The 17,620-nt window shown below is 70.5% G+C and carries 15 protein-coding genes; 5 read left to right on the forward strand and 10 right to left on the reverse strand.

Going from position 1 to position 17,620, the window contains the following annotated elements:
- Positions 1 to 23: 23 nt before the first annotated feature.
- Positions 24 to 632: an SMI1/KNR4 family protein gene (locus ACIO9K_RS31130; RefSeq protein WP_400334902.1), complete on the forward strand. Its 609-nt coding sequence runs from the start codon at positions 24 to 26 to the stop codon at positions 630 to 632.
- A 6-nt stretch (positions 633 to 638) separates the two neighbouring features.
- Here ACIO9K_RS31130 and ACIO9K_RS31135 read toward each other — a convergent pair whose 3' ends face one another.
- Positions 639 to 1,103: a hypothetical protein gene (locus tag ACIO9K_RS31135; protein WP_400334904.1), complete on the reverse strand. Its 465-nt coding sequence runs from the start codon at positions 1,101 to 1,103 to the stop codon at positions 639 to 641.
- A 68-nt stretch (positions 1,104 to 1,171) separates the two neighbouring features.
- Positions 1,172 to 1,777: a phosphohydrolase gene (locus tag ACIO9K_RS31140; protein ID WP_400334905.1), complete on the reverse strand. Its 606-nt coding sequence runs from the start codon at positions 1,775 to 1,777 to the stop codon at positions 1,172 to 1,174.
- A 368-nt stretch (positions 1,778 to 2,145) separates the two neighbouring features.
- Between ACIO9K_RS31140 and ACIO9K_RS31145 the strand changes: the two genes are divergently transcribed.
- Entirely contained in the window at positions 2,146 to 3,909 is a 1,764-nt protein-coding gene (locus ACIO9K_RS31145) for an AAA family ATPase (RefSeq protein WP_400334907.1), read from the forward strand.
- 153 nt (positions 3,910 to 4,062) lie between these two features.
- Here ACIO9K_RS31145 and ACIO9K_RS31150 read toward each other — a convergent pair whose 3' ends face one another.
- The 6 genes from ACIO9K_RS31150 to ACIO9K_RS31175 form a co-directional block, all read right to left on the reverse strand.
- Positions 4,063 to 4,740 carry a hypothetical protein gene (locus ACIO9K_RS31150; protein ID WP_400334909.1) on the reverse strand — a complete coding sequence of 226 codons (678 nt, stop codon included), beginning with the start codon at positions 4,738 to 4,740 and terminating at the stop codon, positions 4,063 to 4,065.
- Positions 4,737 to 7,289 (reverse strand): tyrosine-type recombinase/integrase, encoded by a 2,553-nt coding sequence (locus ACIO9K_RS31155; protein ID WP_400334911.1) that lies wholly within the window; start codon positions 7,287 to 7,289, stop codon positions 4,737 to 4,739. The genes ACIO9K_RS31150 and ACIO9K_RS31155 overlap by 4 nt, the downstream gene beginning before the upstream one ends.
- 77 nt (positions 7,290 to 7,366) lie before the next feature.
- Entirely contained in the window at positions 7,367 to 8,566 is a 1,200-nt protein-coding gene (locus tag ACIO9K_RS31160) for a tyrosine-type recombinase/integrase (RefSeq protein ID WP_400334913.1), read from the reverse strand.
- 38 nt (positions 8,567 to 8,604) lie between these two features.
- Positions 8,605 to 9,963 carry a PHP domain-containing protein gene (locus tag ACIO9K_RS31165; protein WP_400334915.1) on the reverse strand — a complete coding sequence of 453 codons (1,359 nt, stop codon included), beginning with the start codon at positions 9,961 to 9,963 and terminating at the stop codon, positions 8,605 to 8,607.
- A gap of 82 nt (positions 9,964 to 10,045) precedes the next feature.
- On the reverse strand, positions 10,046 to 11,749 hold the full coding sequence (locus ACIO9K_RS31170; protein WP_400334917.1) for a DNA polymerase Y family protein: 1,704 nt from the start codon (positions 11,747 to 11,749) through the stop codon (positions 10,046 to 10,048).
- A gap of 3 nt (positions 11,750 to 11,752) precedes the next feature.
- The gene (locus ACIO9K_RS31175) at positions 11,753 to 12,487 is read right to left on the reverse strand and encodes a hypothetical protein (protein ID WP_400334919.1); all 735 of its coding nucleotides are present in this window, start codon (positions 12,485 to 12,487) and stop codon (positions 11,753 to 11,755) included.
- A gap of 200 nt (positions 12,488 to 12,687) precedes the next feature.
- Here ACIO9K_RS31175 and ACIO9K_RS31180 point away from each other — a divergent pair, with 200 nt between their 5' ends.
- The 3 genes from ACIO9K_RS31180 to ACIO9K_RS31190 all read left to right on the forward strand — a co-directional run bounded on the left by ACIO9K_RS31180 (position 12,688) and on the right by ACIO9K_RS31190 (position 15,064).
- Positions 12,688 to 13,290: a DinB family protein gene (locus tag ACIO9K_RS31180; protein WP_400334921.1), complete on the forward strand. Its 603-nt coding sequence runs from the start codon at positions 12,688 to 12,690 to the stop codon at positions 13,288 to 13,290.
- A gap of 195 nt (positions 13,291 to 13,485) precedes the next feature.
- Positions 13,486 to 14,649 carry an SUKH-4 family immunity protein gene (locus ACIO9K_RS31185; RefSeq protein WP_400334922.1) on the forward strand — a complete coding sequence of 388 codons (1,164 nt, stop codon included), beginning with the start codon at positions 13,486 to 13,488 and terminating at the stop codon, positions 14,647 to 14,649.
- Positions 14,650 to 14,689: 40 nt separating this feature from the next.
- A complete protein-coding gene (locus tag ACIO9K_RS31190) occupies positions 14,690 to 15,064 on the forward strand; it encodes a hypothetical protein (protein ID WP_159398386.1) in 375 nt (124 codons plus the stop codon).
- Between the two features lie 3 nt (positions 15,065 to 15,067).
- Here the strand turns inward: ACIO9K_RS31190 and ACIO9K_RS31195 are convergent, their stop codons facing one another.
- Both ACIO9K_RS31195 and ACIO9K_RS31200 read right to left on the reverse strand, forming a co-directional pair.
- Positions 15,068 to 16,540: an MFS transporter gene (locus ACIO9K_RS31195; protein ID WP_400334924.1), complete on the reverse strand. Its 1,473-nt coding sequence runs from the start codon at positions 16,538 to 16,540 to the stop codon at positions 15,068 to 15,070.
- Positions 16,541 to 16,547: 7 nt separating this feature from the next.
- Complete coding sequence (locus ACIO9K_RS31200) at positions 16,548 to 17,447, reverse strand: DMT family transporter (protein ID WP_363625304.1); 900 nt, start codon at positions 17,445 to 17,447, stop codon at positions 16,548 to 16,550.
- Positions 17,448 to 17,620 lie beyond the last annotated feature (173 nt).

A 17,620-nucleotide genomic window follows, 5' to 3' on the forward strand; every position in this document is an offset into this window, starting at 1 on the left:
TGTCTGAGGGCAGACTGTCGGCCATGAAATCGATTGATCACCGTGTACAGGAATCTTGGGACCGGATCGCCACCTGGCTCGGGGCGCACGTCCGGAAGGCTCCGGTCCGGCTGGCGGCGGACGAGGCCCGCCTCGACGCGGTGGAGAGGGAGCTAGGTCTGATGCTGCCGGAGGACGTAAGGGAATGGTGGGCTCTGGCGGACGTCAGTGCCGACTACTGGGCCCCTGGATCGTTCGCTCCCGAGCACTTGGATGAAGCACTGGAGACCCGGCAGACTTGGCTCCTGGTCGCCGAGCAGGAGGGCCCATCGCTCACCGAGAGTCGGGAGCTCGAACCGAGGTTTCTGCCGGAGTTCATGCCGATCGCGATGAGCCCCGGCGGCGACGGCCTGATCGTCGACCTGCGTCCCGGCGAGTCTCACGGCGCTGTCTTCCTGTGGGACCACGAGAACTGGGGTCTCGGAGTGCCGCTGTGGAGTTCGGTGGGCGCCATGCTCGAGGACACCGCCGCCGCTCTCGAATCGCGGACGCCTGCCCTACTTTGGCACGCTGCTCTTGGCGGGGCCGAAGAGCCCTGCGTCGCCATGATCGACGAATCGGGCGACCTGGTCTGGGAAGCAACAGCGGGTTGAGGTCCGTCAATCGCGATCCGTAGAGGCAACCGGGCTTGTCACCTCCAGATCCCCCTCCCAGGTGTCCGACAGCCGGCTCGCCGTCACGACGAGGTCATCGGCAAGCGCCAGGATCCGGACATCTCCGGTGGCGAAGCCCGCCACGATGCCGACAGACGTATCGAGGGACAACTGCCGCACGTGACGGACCGTGAGGATCTCGTGCCCGACGAAGGGGGCGAGGGGGAAGTCATCGGGGGCATCGCCCACCGTGACGTGCCCATACTCACCCATGTCGTAAGAGCCATGGGGCTCATCGATCCGCAAGTCGAGGATGTGGTCGATCGTGTGGAACAAGACCGGCCCGAGGCCGTCCAGCAGCAGCCACATGTGCACCAGTTCGGGTTCGGGCTCGTCACCATCCGTGGAGTGGAACCACGAGCAGACCACACGCAGTGCTCGTCGGCCGCAAAGATCGTCAGCACAGATCACCAAGCGATGCTGTCACTCGCGCCGTCCAGCCTCAACAGACTTCAGCGGGCCCCCGCCCTGCACGAAACTCACGAAGGCCAGCCGTGCACCGGATATGACGACTGGAAGGCCAGCCGCTGGTCGGCACCATCGCCGATGCGCCCGAGCAGGTCATCAAGCGCCATGAACTCCTCCCAAGCAGATCGGCCGCTCGCTACAGCCAGCTGCGTCACCACGAGATCTTCCAGGTCCGGAACGCGCTTGTTCTTCCAGATCTTGTCGGCCAGGCTCACCAAGAGGTCTTCGATGGCGATGCCCGGTGCGCTCCACGACCCGTGGGTGCCGGCAAAGCGGGCCAACTGGGGGCTGACCCCGTGGGCCAGCAGCAGTGCACGTCCAGCTTCCTCATGTGCCGAGCCGGCCTCGGACAGTTCGGCGATGTGCACCGTCTTACCCACATCGTGCGTGGCCGCTCCGAAGAGCACAGCCCTGCGCTCGAAATCCAGCGCTGGGTGGTACTGCCCTGTCCAGTCGACGAGTTGGTGCGCGACGTCATGCACGGCTCGCAGGTGGGCCGCGAGGCGCGGCGGAGAGTCCAGGCTCTCCAGAAGCTCCGCTACTTGGACCGGTAGCGGGCAGAGAGGTGGGTCCCCGATGTCGTGGAGAGCTTGCAGTAGAGGAGAGGAGGTCGTCACGACGCCAGGGTACTGAGCGTGAACCGGCCGACTGACTCCAGCTGTCCAAAGTTGTGGAGCGATCAGCGTAAGCGCCAAGGCTATGTCTTATGAGATATATGACTCACGGAGAAGACTGCCATGCGGTGGTGTTCACCATGCCCACCCTGCGGCGTGGGCCAGTGCCCGCGATCGTCGACTCGCAGGACTGACAGCTTGCCATCGTTCGAGGCCTGGTCTGCTCCACATGGGCTGTCTAAAAATGGTCGGAACCCATGCCAAAACATCAGCTGAGCACTACCGTGGCTCCTGAGACTCGACTACAGCTGCCCGCCGAGCACAGCACACTTGGCACCCAAGAGGGAGAGCGAATGCCTAGAGTAAAATCAATGACGGTTCGAGACTTTCGCGGAATCGCCAGAGAAGTAACACTCGACCTGATGTCAAGTGACAACAAGCCGGGCTCTGCCCTAATTCTTGGAGACAATGGGACGGGAAAGTCTTCACTTGCCGATGCGTTCGAGTTCTGCCTTCGGGGAAAGGTGAGTCGACGGGGCAATGCGGGAGCTAAAACTCGCCGCGAGGCGCAAAACCTACTAACCCGAAAAGCGCCGTTTGTCCAGGTGGAACTAGAAGATAGTCAACAGTACATCCGCGGCGGCCCAGAGCATGGGGCATTTGGCGTGCGACTTGGAGGGGACGATTTCGCCCCAGGATTCTCCTTGTGCCCAACAGTGCTGAGTCGGTCAGATATTGAAGTCTTCTGGAAAATCGACCCTGCCGAGCGGATGAGATTCTTCTTTGACTACCTGCGGGAAACGGTTAAACATACCGGATATGCTGCACTAGAGATCGAACGTAGAAAAGTTGAGCTTCAAGGAGCTCGCACCGCTCTCCTTGAAGCTCAGATCCACATCTCAGGCCTAACTGGACTTCCCGTTGCATCTATCCCAATTACCAGCAGGGAGGAGTTTGCAAAATGGCGGAATAAGAAGTTTCCGGCTGCAGGCGGCGTCAGGAATGGAACGCAAGGAAGGAAGCGCTATCCATCGGGCGGGAAGCGCTTCATTTCGCCTGAAGTCAGGGCGGCCATCTTGAATTTGGAGAACCGAATTGAGGAAAGCCTCAAGGCTGCTCGACATATTGCATCCCAGAAAAAGCTGGCAGGATTTCAGACTGACACGCCTCCAGTCCTCTCCGCTGACCTGCCGAGAATTCTACAAGGGATCGCCGAGCAGGTTTCTACCGACTTTGCCGCGATCGCAAGGCTCGATCATATCCGAGAGATCAGAATCAAGCCATCCGAAGGAGGTGCTGGTCTTGAGATCGACAGCATCCTCTCTTCTGGACATAGGGTCGACCCCACACAAGTTCTGAGCGAAAGTTCCCTTGACTTGCTGGCCCTTCTGGTCATGCTCGGGGTGGCAGCTGCCTGCTCCGATCGAGGGCAGAATAGGTTCCTCATTCTCGATGATGTCTGGCAAAGCGTCGACGCCGTCCATCGCAATTCGATCCTGGACTATCTCTTCGGCCAGCGTTTCAAGAAGTGGCAGCTGCTGATTACAGTGCACGATCGTCTCTGGGCTCGCCTAATTGAGGAGAAGGCTCGGAAGAATAATTTCCCGCTCAAAATTCTGGAGGTGACTCGTTGGTCGGCAGAGAGTGGGCCTAGCTTGACCCGGACGAAACTTGCCACGGTTGAGCAACTGTCCGAACTGATGGCAAATGCCGCCCCTGAGCCTCTCTGCGCATATTCAGGAAGAGCGCTTGAGGAACTAGCCGATAGATTGTCGATGACCATGCGAGTCTCGGTCGGGCGGGCGCCAGGAGACCGATACACGCTGGAGGACTTGTGGCCTGGGGTGTTTAAGGCAATCAATAAGGCGAGCGTGTCAAGCTCGCTCAAAGACACGGCGAAAGAGGTGAACGAAATCTATGCGCTCCGGAATATCTATGGCGCCCACTATTCAACGTGGGCGGAATCCATGTCGCGCTCCGAGATCGGTCATTTCGCTATGCTCGTTGTCGCCATGTGGGAAAAGACCCATTGCACGACCTGCGGAGCTCCGCTTTCACTCGTCAATATCAAGAAAGAGAGAATTGTTGATTTTCCCTGTACTCACCAGCAGTTGGAAGATGCGAGCGAGGTGTAGTGGAATCAAGCCCGCCCTGATTCCGGACCGCCTGGCTGCTTCTCATTCACGTCGGCCGCGTGCAAGTGGTGGAGATGATTGAGGAGAGCAAGCGCTGAACGGACAGGGATTCGTTCAGAGGGTGGCGGTTGGTGGGATGAATTGGCTCGCATGTCACGATGTTTCCTTGTCGTTGCTCGGAGCACTGGTGGCTGGAGCGCTCGCCTTGCGGGCAGGAAAGACTGCGGGAGTGACCAGAAGTGTCTGGCGAGAGCTGGCGTCGGCCGAGCCCAGGGCCAGCCGTAGGTCCAAGACCTCGGCTTCGAGGTCGGCAACGCGTTTATCGGCGAAGCGCAGGTTGGAGCGGGATCCCTCAAGGCGCTCCTGCAACAGGCGGTGCTCCCGGCTGAGTTGCTGGACCCTGTGTTTGAGGGTGGTGTTCTCGGAGGCGAGGGCCTGGACCGACTCGCCGGGAACCATCTGGTCGAAGTCGCGTAGCTGCCCCATGAGTTCACCGATCCGCTGCCTCTGGGTGAAGATCTCCTTCTGGCTCCGGGCGAGTTCGGCCTCAGCATTGAGTGCCCGCTCGCGCCAAGTTGCCTCGATCTGCTCATGCGCCTGAGTGGTGATCTGATCGTGGCGGCTCTTGCTAGTGGCGATGGTGGCTTGGACGCGAGCCCGAGCGTCTGGATTCTCGTATAGGAAGGTAACGGAGACGGCGGCCCGCGCTGCGATTGCCCGCACCGTCGGACGTCCGCGTTCGCGGCGGAGTTGGGCCAGGGCCACGTCGAGCCGAGCCAGCTTCTCTGAGGTCTGCTGCCGGCGGGCGGCCAGGGCCGCGTCGGTGCTCACGGTTCCTCCCGCTCTTCCTCGCTCCGGGCGAGTTCCTGGGCCCGGAAGGCGGTGCTCCAGACGCGGCCGAAGTAGTCCTGCGGTCGGCGCAGGTCCACCGCGAGGGCCTCGTCGAGCAGGTCGACAGCGGCCAACGCATTCTCCAGGCCGTCAATGGCGCGGGCGGTCGGCTCGAACACCTGGTGCAGGTAGTCGGCTGTGGCGCTGTCCGGGGCGCGTTCGGCGAGCATCCGCCACTGCTCGCGCTTGCGGTGCCAGTAGACCAGGTCGGCGCCGGACAGCACGAAGTCACCGCAGGAGTGGCAGTTCAGCTTCCACGGGCAGGCACCACCGTCCACGACGGGCTGAAAGGTGCAGAACCCTCCCTCGGCCGGGGTGGACCTGCGGGTCAGATCCAGGGCCAGGGCCTCGGCCTCCTCCCTGGTCATCGGCTCCCCGCCGGAGAGCACGACACCCGGCTCGGCGGAGCCGGGGCCGGCCACCCAGACGGCATTCAACGCCTCCTGCAGCCTGGGGTCGTCGTGCGCCAGGTGCACGTAGTGCTCGGCCATCTCCTTCGAGATCTGACCCAGGTACCTCTTGACGTGGACCAGGTCGGCGCCGTTCTTCAGCAGGTTCGTCGCCAGGGAGTGACGCGCCTGGTGCAACACGCCGTGGCCGACCTCCAAGGTGGCCAGCCACTTTTGGAACAGGTCCTGGAACCAGGTGTAGCTGACGCCGTTGACCAGGGCAGGGTTGCGGATCTTGCTCGGGAACAGTGCCAGGTCCTTGCGCTCCGCCGCCGTCGGGGGTCGTCCGTAGCGCTCCCGGAACCGGGCGACGGTCGCGGCCTGGCGCTGTTCGAGGCGCGCGAAGAGCCGTTCCGGGATGCGGATGGCCTGGTCGTAGTTGCCGACCTTGGTCTGGTCGTGCCAGAAGAGGGCGAGTCCGTTGAGCCGGGTGATGCACTCGAACCGGACCTGAAGGACCTCGTTCGCGCGCCGTCCGGTCAGGACCAGGGCTTCCCAGGCGTCGCGCAGGCCGAGGTTACTGGGGTCATAGTCCTCCATCCGGCGCAGATTGCCCGGATCGGCCAGCGCGCGGGCGAGGTCGTCCGGGAACGGGGACCGGCGCCTGAGTGGGGGACGGTAGGACGGGATAGCCACGATGAAGCCGCGGTCCAGGCCGATCCGGTCGGTGACCCCCTCGTGCAGGGCATCGCGCAGGATGCGCCGGCAGCCGCCCAGGACGTGCCCCAGGATGATCGGTGTGACGGTCGCGGGCTGGCCGGTTCGCCGGTCCCCCCGCCCGCGGCGCTGCAGGCCAAGGGACGGCAGGCGGTGCTCGGCCCGGTGGCGCTGGTCAGCGGCGAAGTCGACGGCCAGCGACCTGGTCAGCACACGCGGGTCATGACCGCCGCCAGGGGCGCGCGCCTCGAGAAAGGCACTCAGCTCCACACAGGCACGGCGGTTCTGGTCCAGTGTGGCCCCCGAGCGGGGAGGCTTCGTCTCCAGCCGGTGAGCCATCGAATCCCACAGCAGGTCACGCAGCCAGCGCTGCGACACACCGGTCAGGTCCCAGTGCGACATCCGGTGCGGGAAGCGGACGCCGAAGTGCTCCGTCTCGATGAACCCCGCGTCCCTGCTGTCCTCCCGGGTGAAGTAGACCAGCCGCAGGTACCGCAGCATGACCCTGCCGATGGAGTAGTGGTCAGGAACGTTCCCCTTCGCGCTCGACGGCATGTCGAGGTCGACCAGCGAGCCCACCCCCGACCGTCGGCATTCCTCGACGAGGGTCTGCACCCTGGCCATCTGCCAGACCGGGCCGCCCGGGTGAGGAACCTGGGTGTGATGGAACATCGCCCACTGGATCTCCGCCTTCACCAGCGGCCGCAGCCCCAGCAAGGACACTTTCGCGTACGCGTGGTGCACAGTCCCGGTCCCCCGACACCACTGCCGAAACGCCGCCTCGTCCTCATAGGTGACGACCGGCGTGCGGTTCCATTCCGTGAGCATCCGGCCCCAGTTCTTCGGGGCGGTGGCGCCGCCGGGCCGCTCCTCCTTCTGGTAGAGCAGGAAGTGCCGTCGGCACAGCCCCAGCAGATGCACCGCCTCCTCCGGGCACACGAACACGCGGCACGGCCCGAAGGACGGGAGGGGCTTCATCTCTCCCAGCCACTCCTGGAAGTCCAGCTCCCGCTTCCGCCCATGACGCCATTCCCAGCGATCGTGGGTCAGGCGGTAGTTGTGCAGGTAGCAGAGCTGGTTCGCACTCCACGCCGGCACGTCGACGCAGATCAGGCACGGGGGCGGACTGGGAACCGAGCGCGCCTTCAGCGGCCGGGCGCTCTCCAGGAAGGCCGTCAACGTCGCATCATCGCCGCCGTCCCGGCGCAGGCTCCGCCACTCGCTGTAGTGCTCGGTGCAGAACTCGGCGCCGTCGACCTTCACCCGCTCGCACTCCGCCACACCGCACTGCCAGGCGAACGTGGGATGGTCCGGAGGCACCACGATCACGTCGGCTCGGAACAAGGGGTCGAAGGACGGCGCGGCGATCAGGGCGTTGAGCACCTCCAGCCGGTCCGCGGCCGTGCGGCTCGGGGCGACGCTTACGTCCGTGATCGGCAGCAGCCGACGGACCTGCTCGCTCACTCTGCCTCACCCCACACCGTTTGCAGGGCCGCCTGGAACTTCGGGTCGTGCAGGTCGGGGTGCCCGTACACGTCCTCGACCATCCGTGCCGAAGCCCAGTTGCCTGCGACTTTGGCGACCATCGGGTCGTTCCCCGACGCGTCCAGGATCTGCGAGGTCGTCGTGTGCCGGAACGCATGGGGTTTGATCCGCCCCGGAAGGCCGGCCCGCCGCCCCGCCCGCCGCAGCATGCCCCGGGCTCCGTCCGTGCTCCACGCCTCCCCGCGGCGGGAGCCCTCGAGCTGGATCAGCAGCATGCCGTGCCCGGCGGCGTGCTGGGCGTACTCCGTCGTCATGTACGCGAAGTAGGAGCTGATCATCGCGGGGCTGGCCAGGAAGATCTCGCCGCCCGTGATCGTCCCGTCGGCCGACCGCCAGTCCGGCTTCGTCTTCGCCGCCGCGCGGTTCGGGTTGCCCCAGCGGTGACACACGTGGACGTGGGCCGGCCTGCACTCGCCGCACGCCGCGTCCTGCCGCAGATGCAGATCGACCAGGTGCAGGCCGCACAAGGCGCCGATGCGCATGCTCGTGTCCGCCAGCCAGGTCACCACCATCGCGTCCCTCGCGGTGTTCAGCACCCGCAGCAACTCCGGCCGGGCGCCGTCCGGCAGCATCTTCGGATGCCGCCGACGGGTGCCTCCCCGCGGTGCCAGCGGGTTCGCCGCCATCGAGGACTTCACGTGCCCGAGCAGGGCCCGGTCACGGTCCGCCCGGGTGGGAAGCCGCTGCGCCTCCAACGCGGCGCGCACCTCGTCGTTCACCCCACGCTCGGCACACTGGTGCAGGTAGAAGCCCTTCAGACAGGCCGCGGCGACCTGCAGTGCGGACGTCCCGTACGGACGCTTCGGGGGCACCCGCCACGGCTGTCCGTACGGCATCGGGACCTTCGCCCCCACCGCGCCCATGTACCGGTGCAGGTCACGCATCGTCACGGACTCCGTCGTGAGCCCCTCCCGGATCCGCCACCTCAGGTGATCCACGAGGTAGTACGCGTAAGTCTTCTGCGTCCCCTTGCCCTCGAAGAGCTGCAGGAAGCCCTCGGACTCCTGCTCCACCGACCCGTCGGGCCACAGCACCGCGTACGACCTGCCGCCACCGGCCCGCGGCATCTCCTGCACCCGCAGGTCCCCCAGCACCATCCCGCTCCGCACTTCCACCGCTCCCCTCAGTTCCCTCCCGTACAGAGCGCACTCAACTACCGCGCTAGGTAAAGGCGTACGGGAAGGCCCACGGAGTCACCCGAACGAGTGTCACGAAGGCGAAGAAGGCGGTCGGTAAAGCGTTCGAACAGCAGCTTGTAGTGGACCGGGTCGACGGCGGTGATCCCCAGGGCGTAGCAGACCGCCGAGTTGGCGGCCGAGCCGCGGCCCTGGCACCAGATGTCCTGGCTCCGGCAGAAGTCGACGATGTCGTGCACGATCAGGAAGTAGCCGGCCAGGTCGAGGTCCTCGATGACGTCCAGCTCCAGGGCCAGCTGGCGTCGGGCGGCGGCGTTGCCGGGCCCGAAGCGGGCCGGGCCGTCGGCGGCGACCAGGGCGCGCAGGTGGCTGATCTCGCTCTCGCCCTCCGGGACGGGGAAGCCCGGGAGCTCCGGGTCCAGCCTGGTGAAGTCGAAGGCGCAGGAACAGCCGAGTTCGGCGGTGGCCCGCCGCACCCCCGGGAAGCGGGCCAGCCGGGCGGCCATCTCCCGGCCGGAGCGCAGGTGCGCGGTGCCCGCGGCCCGCGTCCAGCCGACCGCGTCCTGGAGGGTGCGGCGCCCGCGCAGCGCGGCCAGGCTCTGTGCCAGCCGGCCCTGGGCCGGGCCGGCGTGGTGGGCGTTGGTGGAGGCGACCACCGGGAGGCCCTGCTCGGCGGCGAGCGCGGCGAGGGCGTCATTGCGCCGGTCGTCGCCGGGAAGCCACTGGTCGATCAGCTCCACGTGGACGTTGTCGCGGCCGAACGCCTCGGTCAGGGTGCGGAGTTGGTGCCCGGCCGTGCCGTCATCGAGTTTTGCCGGGACGCGGCCGAGGCGGCAGCCGGTGAGCACCGCCCAGTGCCCGTCGTGCGCCCCGGCCAGTGCCGCGAGGTCGTACGCCGGGCGGCCCTTCGCGCCGCCGGCCAGCTGGGCGGCGGCGATCGCGGCGGACAGCCGGCGGTAGCCGGCCGGGTCGCGGGCCAGCACCAGCAAGTGTTCCACCTCTGCACTGCTGTGACGGATCGTCAGTTCAGCTCCGAACGCGGTGGCCACGCCCGTCCCCCGGGCCGCCTCGGCCAGCCGGACCGCGCCGTACAGGCCGTCGTGGTCGGTGATCGCCAGCGTCTCCACGCCCAGCCGGGCCGCCTCGGCGACCAGGTCCTCCGGGTCGCTGGCGCCGTCCAGGAAGCTGAAGGCGGAGTGGACGTGCAGTTCGGCCCAGGGCTCGCCGCCGTCGCCGGGGGCGGGGGCGGGGGCTCCGGGGGCGGGCTCCTCCTGGGCGGGGCGGCGCAGGGGGACGACCGTACGGTCCGGCGCGGCGCCGGTCAGGCGGCGGTGCAGCTCGCTCCAGGGGAGGGTGGGGTGGCTGGTGAAGCCCATCGGGGGTCGCCTTCGTTCTCGCGGTTCGTCACCTCTCCCCCCTCGGATCCCCCCCTCGGATCCCCCCTCGGGCCGGCGGCCGTCAGTCGTAGCCGGCCTCCAGGTACCACGCGCCCCCCTCCACCGTGAGCAGCAGCGCCCGGCCACCGCCCAGCACGACCTGGAACCGGGCCCGGCGGCGGGCGAGCGACTGGTCCCACCAGTACTCGACCGCCGGCCAGGGGCCGGTCCAGCCGTCCACCCGCTCCTGTCGCCCCTGCTGCCCCTGCCCCTCCCGGCCCGACGGACCCTCCTGGAACACCACCAGGGCCGGCCGGGCCGACACCCCCGCCCGGCCGTCCACCGTGACCGGCAGCCCGGCCTCGTCCAGCACCCGCACCGGCACCGGTTCCCGCAGCACCACCGCCGGCCACACGTCCGGCAGCCGCCCGGGCCAGGGCGCGCCGGCCGGCCCCGCCGCCTCGTACGGCTCGCCCCACGGCACCTTGACCGCCTGCTCACCCGGACCGCGCCCGCCGGCCGGCTCGATCCGGCGCAGCCCGGCGTGTCCGAGCACCGCCTGCACCCGGGCCACCGCCCGCTCCACCCGGTCGTCCGCGACCGCCTGGCCCCACAGCGCCAACTGACGGCCCTGGTCCGGGGAGAGGCCGTCGGGGGCCAGCCTGAGCAGGGCGAACCCGGCGTCGGGCGCCTCCCCGGACGCGGCGAACGTGCCCGCGCCCTGCCAGGCCTGAAGCTGCCAGCGGACCCGCTCGGCCAGCGCCGTCGCCGACAGCCCGCCCTCGTGCCGCCACAGCCGCGAGGCCGTCCGCCCGTCCGCGCAGGCCACCTCGACGGCCACCCGGCGGCAGGTCAGCCCGGCCCCGGCCAGCCGCTGGTGCAGCTGCTCGGCCAGTGTGCGGGCGACGAACACCAGCGGCTCCGCCAGCGGCTCGGGCGGGTCGAAGCGCTGCTCGACGGCGAGGTCCGGCTCCTGGTCGCGCGGCACCAGCGGACGCGGCTGCAAGCCCCGGGCCAGCCGGTGCGCCACCGCCCCGGCCGGGCCGAAGCGGTCCACGACCGCCTCGGGCGGCAGCGCGGCGAACGCCCCGACGGTCGGCAGGCCGAGCCGCCCCAGCACCTCCGCCAGCGTCTCGTCGCCGAGCACGCCCACCGGGTACGGCGCGAGGAACTCCGCCGTCCGCCCGGCCGGCACCAGCACTCCGGCGCGGGCGGCGAGCACGGCGGCGAACAGGCCGTCGGCGACCCCGACCTGGGCGGGCGGGGGCGGGGGGTGCTCGGTCGCGGTGAGGGCGGGGGGCGTGGCGGCAGGGGTCGCGGGGGGTGTGGTGGCGGGGGTGGCGTCCGTGCCGGGCACGGAGACCGCGCCGGGGGCGGCGTCCGGGACCGGCTCCCGCGCCAGCGCGTCCGCCACCGCCGTCCGGACCTTGGCCGCCAGCGCCTCCTCACCGCCGAAGTAGCGGCCCGGCCCCTTCACCGGGATCGCGCACAGGCCCGGGCGGACCACCTCCACCCGGGGCGTGAACGCCTCCACCGCCGCGACCACCGGCTCGAAGCGGCCGGTCTCCGCCTCCGGGTCGCGGTCGCGCAGCTCCAGCGCCGGGCAGAGTCGCTGGGCCAGCTTGAGCCGCTGCCCCTGCCGCACCCCGGCCGCCCGGGCACCCGCCGAGCAGGCGAGGATCCGCCCGCCCTCGGTCACCGCCACCGGGTCGTCGCCGGTGACGGCCGCCACCGGCCAGTCCGGGCACCAGACCACCAGCACCCGCGGTGTCCTGTCGTCCGCCATCGCTCACACCACCGCTACCCGTTCGAGCGGCTGCCCGACGACCCCGGGCCGCCCCGGAACGGGGCGCTCCAGGACGGGACGCTCCAGGACGGGGCGCTCCAGGGTCGGCCGGTCCAGGACCGGTCTGTCCGGGACCGCCCGTACCGCGCCGTGCTCGTCCGGCAGCCAGAGCCGGGCGGTCCGCCCGCGCACCGCCGAACCGCGCCCCTCGGCCACCACCTCCACCTGCCGCCGGGCGAGCTGCCCGTAACCGTCCCCCAGCCCGAACCAGCGCCCGGACCGGACCCCGAGCCGCAGGGCCGCCCCCGGCCACGGCCCGGCCACCAGCAGCACGCAGCCGCTGCGCCGCAACACCGCCGCCAGCCGGGTGGCCAGCTTCGGCGGCACCGGGCCGTCCGGGCGCAGCATGACCAGTTCGACCGCGCCGGTCAGCACCGACACCACCTCGGCCCAGTGCGGCCCCGGGTCGTCCGCGACCAGCAGCCGCCGCAGGTCCAGCCCGTATCCCTCGGCCGCGGCCAGCCCCAGGTCCGGCAACCCGACGGCCGCCGCCCAGCCGCCCTCGGTCTCCTTCACCCCGGCTGCCAGCGCCAGCAGCAGCCCGGTGTCCCCGCCCGCCACCGACACCGCCGTCCCCCGCCGCAGCCCGCCGTCCGGCAGCACCTCCCGCAGCGCCGGCACCACCGGCACCACACCCCGCCCGGCCCGCCCTTCCGCCGGCACGGCGGCCGACGCCACCGGCCGGAGCGTCGGTCGCTCGGCGATGGAATCGAAAGCAGGTTCGAAAACGGACACAACCCCAGGATCGAACATTCGTTCGTAAAGATTCAAGTCCACACCCTCCCCGCCCCACCCGTCACACTCCGTAGTTCCCCTTGCCGGCCCCTGGGTGCGCGGAATTCGGTGGACAGGTCCGACGCGATCAACAGACTGATGCCATGACGGCAACCGATCCCAGGACCGATCCCAGGACCGACCTCCGGATCTATCTCCAGGACGCCCGCGACGTCCTGCTGTGGAAGCTCGACGGCCTCTCCGAATACGACCTCCGGCGCCCGCTGACCCCGACCGGGACCAATCTGCTGGGGCTGGTCAAACACGTCACCGGGGCCGAGGCGATGTACTTCGGCGACACCTTCGGGCGGCCGTTCCCCGAACCGACGCCGCTGTGGTTCACCGGCGACGCCGAGCCGAACGCCGACCTGTGGGCGCGGGCGGACGAGACCACGGAGGAGATCACCGGACGCTACCGCCGGGTCTGGGCGCACACCGACGCCACCATCGAGGCGCTGCCGCTGGACGCGATCGGCCGGATACCGTTCGGCCGGCGGGCCGAGCAGACCTTGCACCGGGTCCTCGTCCACATGATCGCCGAGACCCACCGCCACGCCGGCCACGCCGACCTCCTCCGCGAACTCGTCGACGGCACCACCGGCCAGCGCCCGGACGGGATCAACACCGCCCCCGGCGACGCGGCCTGGTGGCAGGCCCACCACGCCCGCGTGGAGCGGGCCGCCCGGGAGGCCGGCGGGCTCGTCTGACCCGCCCCGTACGGCGCCCGGGTGGGGTGGGGGCGGATCCGGGAAACCGGCTCGCCCTGGTCCGCCCTGGTCCGCCCTGGTACGGCTGGAGCCCTGTGGCGGCTTGCGGCGGCTTGCCGGCTCTGGTGTCGGACGGGGCGGCTAGGGTCTGGGGGTCAAGGGTCGGGGCGGTGGAGGGCGGGGGACGTGGGGGGCATGGGGGACGCGGGGTGTGCGCGGGTGGCGGCGGACGGGTTGCCGAGTGGGGTGGTGCATCCGGGGAGCCGGGAGTTCCTGATCCGGGAGGGGCTGCCGCTCTCGGGGGCGTTCCTGGACTTCGGGGTGCTCGGCGACGGGCCGCCTCCGGCGCTGCCGGAGGCGGAGCGGCTGTTCGTCCTGGGCGAGACGGAGTACTGCGCGCCGTTCGCCGCGGCCGGCGGCCTGGTGCTGCTCGACGGAACGACCGGCGAGGTGTTCCTCGGCGAACCCGGCCCGCGGCGGGACCTGCTGGCCTCCGGTCTGCCCGCGCTGGCCGGGCTGGTGCGGGAGGTGGAGACGGTCGCCGAGTCGGCCCGGCGGGCGGACGCGCTGGACGGGCGGCGCGGCCCCGCGGTGGTCGCCGAGGTGACGGCCGGGGCCGAACGGCGGATGCGGGAGATCGACCCCGGGCTGTTCGGGCGGTCCGCGACGCCGCCCGCGCACTGGGGCACGGCGCTGCTCGTGCGAGCACTGGGCTGGGGCGCGCTGCCGGGCGGTCCGGGCGGTCCGGCGTACGAGGTCGGCCCGGAGCTGGTGGCGGAGCTCGCCGCGCTGACGGGCCAGGAGGGCGGCGCGGGCCTGGTGCACCGCTACCGGGCGCAGGAGCTCCCCGCCGGGCTGGTGCACGAGCCGACCCGACGGCTGCTGACCGAGATCGGACTGCCGCTGGGCGGGGCGATGTTCGGGGTCTGCGAGGAACCGCTGGTCACGATGGCGGAGGCGTACCCGGAGTACTTCGACGGCGAGGAGGAGCGCCCGTACCAGCGGGAGTTCCTGGCCCTCGGGGACTGGCCGACGGATCTGACGATCGCCCTGGACGGTGTCACCGGCCGCCTGGAGCTGCCGGACTGGTACGACGACGGCCAGCCGGAGGCCTACCTCAACCGCGACCTGTCCGCCCTGCTGTACGCGCTGTGGACGTACGAGCGGCTGCGCGCCGAGTGGGAGCGCTGGGACTGCGGGCGGGGCCGGGACACCTGGGCGGTGTTCGACCCGCAGTCGCTGCTGAGCACCGTGGTGGACCGGCTCGTCGAGGCCGTCGACCCGGAGGCGTTCGCCTCGCCCGGGTGCTCGTGGCGGCTGCTCGCCGAGGACGCGCACATGGGCGGCCTACTCGGGTGATCACGGGGCGCCCCGGCTGGGGCGCCGGTACGCTGCCCCGGTGACGAACATCCGTACGGCGACCGGGCGACGGCGGGCGGTGCTGCTCACCTTCGGCGCCGTCCTGTCCCTCGCGGCGGCGGGCTCGCTGTACGGGCTGCTGTACGTGCGGTCACTGGACTTCGGCGAGCGCTGCGAGCAGGGCCTGGTACCCGGCGGCGGACGGCTGCTGGAGACGGGCGCGTCCTGGCTGCCGCCTGACGCGTGGTGCCGGTTCGAGGACGGGAGCATGTCCACCACGCCGTTCTGGGCGCTGCTGCTGTTCTACGCCCTGCTGACCCTGGTCGTCTGGTCGGTGACCGCGCTGCTGCGGATCCACCGCCCGCGCCCGCACCTGGGGCTGGACTGGCAGCCGGGGCACGGGCCGGGCTGGTAGGTCTCAGGCCTGTCGGGGCTGCGCGGGGAGCTGCGCGGGGAGCTGGGTGGGGAGCTGGGTGGGGAGCTGGGTGGGAGTCTGCGCGGGGACGGGGCCTTCGGAGGCTTCGGCTTCGGCTTCGGCTTCGGGGAGCCGGCGGCGGGTGCGGATCGGGGAGAGGAAGACCGGCAGGAAGGCCACCGCGAGGACGGCTCCGCCGCACCAGAGGGTGGCCCGCAGGCCGACGAGTTCGCCGAGCAGCCCGGACAGCGCGGAGCCGATCGCGAGCGCTCCGGTGAGCAGGAAGCGGAAGGTGGCGTTCATCCGGCCGAGGAGCGCGTCCGGGGTCATCCGCTGGCGCAGGCTCACCCCGAGGACGTTGTCCATCCCGGTCTTGAGCGAGACCAGCAGCCAGCCCGCCCCCGCCGCGAACAGCCAGGGGCCGTGCCCGATCAGCGGCACCAGCAGCCCGGCGGGCGCCACGCAGACGCCGGCCAGGCCGAGCGTGCGTCCGTAGCCGAGTCGGGCGGCGATCGGGCGGGCGCAGCGCGAGCCGAGCAGGATGCCGACCCCGCCGACCGCCCAGAACAGGCCCAACGCCCCGGCGGAAAGGCCCAGTTCCCGCACGAACAGCACCGGGAGCAGCGTGTTGACGAGTTGGAAGCCCAGGTTGGTGAGGGCCGCGGTGAGGGCGAGCGCGCGCAGTTCCCGGTTGCCGAGGACGTGCCGCAGCCCCTCGGCGATCTGCGCTCCGAGCCCGCCGCCACTGCCCCTGCCCCTGCCCCTGCCCCTGCCCCTGCCCCTGCCCTTGCCCCTGTCGGCGTCCCCGCCCTTGCCCCTGCCCTTGCCCCTGTCGGCGTCCCCGCCCTCGCCCCTGCCCCTATGCCTGTCTCTGTCGGCGATCGGTTCGGGGGCGGGGGTGCGGCGCAGCCCGATCAGGCGAAGCGCCGAGCCGAGGTGGCTGAGCGCGGTCGCGACGATCGCGAACGGCGCGGTGAGCAGTTGGACCAGCAGGCCGCCCGCGCCGCGCCCGGCGACGTTGCCGACCGCCATCAGGCCGACGACGGCGGCGTTCGCCTGCACCAGGTGCCCGCGGCCGACCAACCGGGGCAGCACGCTCTGCGAGCCGACGTCGAAGAAGACCGTCGCGCAGCCGGTGAGCAGCGCGACCGTGTACAGCTGCCAGAGGGTGAGCCCGCCCAGCCACCAGGCGAGCGGGATGGAGGCGTACAGCGCGGCCTTCACCAGGTCGGCGACGATCAGCACGCGGCGGTGGCGCATCCGGTCCACCCAGGCGCCGGCGGGCAGGCCGATGAGCAGGAAGGCGAGGGTGCTCAGGGTGGCGAGGACGCCGACCTGCCCCGGGCTCGCGTCGAGCGCCTCGACGGCGATCAGCGGGACGGCGACGTAGCCGACGTTGGTGCCGAGTTGGGCGAGGGCGGTCGCGGTGAAGAGGGTGCGGAAGTCGGCGGTTCGCCAGAGGGAGTGGGGGTGCATGGTCCGTTCAGTCGCGTGAAGCGGTGGGGGTCGGCATGAGGGCGGGGGCCTGGGCCCTGTGATGTTTCGTCAGGAAAACACCGGCGAGTACGACGATCATTCCGGCGACGGTCCGGATCGTCAGTTCCTCGCCGAGGACGAGCGCGCCGAGCGCGGTGGAGACCACCGGCAGCAGATAGCCGACGGTGGCCGCACTGGTGGGGCCCTCCGTGGCGATGAGGCGGTAGTTGAGGTGGAACGTGAGCCCGGTGCAGGCGACGCCGAGGACGGCGACGGCGACGAGTCCGAGCGGATCGGCACCCGCTACCGGATCGAGCGAGCCGCCGACCGGCAGCGCGAGCGTGCTCAGCCCGGCCGCGGCGGTGAGCTGGGCGGCGGAGAGGGCCAACGGGGCCGCCCCCGTGCCGGTGAGGGCACGGGCCATGTAGGCGAAGGCGATGGCGTAGCTGGCCGCCGCACCGAGCAGGGCGAGTGCGGGCAGGGCGGGGAGGCCACCGCCGTCCCGCCACGGGGAGAAGATCAGCAGCACGCCCGCGAAGCCGAGCACCAGACCACCCGACCGCAGCGGGCCGCGGGCACGTTCGGCACCGAGGGCGAGACCGACCAGCAGGGACCAGAGCGGGGTGGTCGCGTGCAGCACCCCGGCCAGGCCGGAACCTACGCCGCGCTCGCCGTACGCGGTCAGGAGGAACGGCAGCGCGTTGCATAGCAGCGCCGCCAGCGTGAGCCGGCGCCAGACGGCGGCACCGCGCGGCAGGCGCTGCCGGGCGGAACGGGCGAGCAGCAGCAGGACGGTGGCGCCGAGGACCGAGCGGAGCACGGTGATCTGCACGGGGGTGAGCCCGTGCTGGAGCGCGAGCCGGATCCAGAGGAAGCCCGAGCCCCAGAACAGGGCGAGAACGGCCATCCGCAGCACGGGCGGTGCTCCTTCTGTCGAGGTGACGGTTTCGGGGGGGGCGGGGAGCCGTGTCGGGGGGTGTCGGGGGCGGTGTCGGGGCGGTGTCGGGGGGCGGTGTCGGGTGTCGGGGTGTTCGACGACGGTCCCGCGACGGGATCCGGTAGCACAAGCGAAATGTTCTT

The sequence above is a fragment of the Kitasatospora sp. NPDC087271 genome (assembly GCF_044744605.1).
Classification (GTDB): domain Bacteria; phylum Actinomycetota; class Actinomycetes; order Streptomycetales; family Streptomycetaceae; genus Kitasatospora.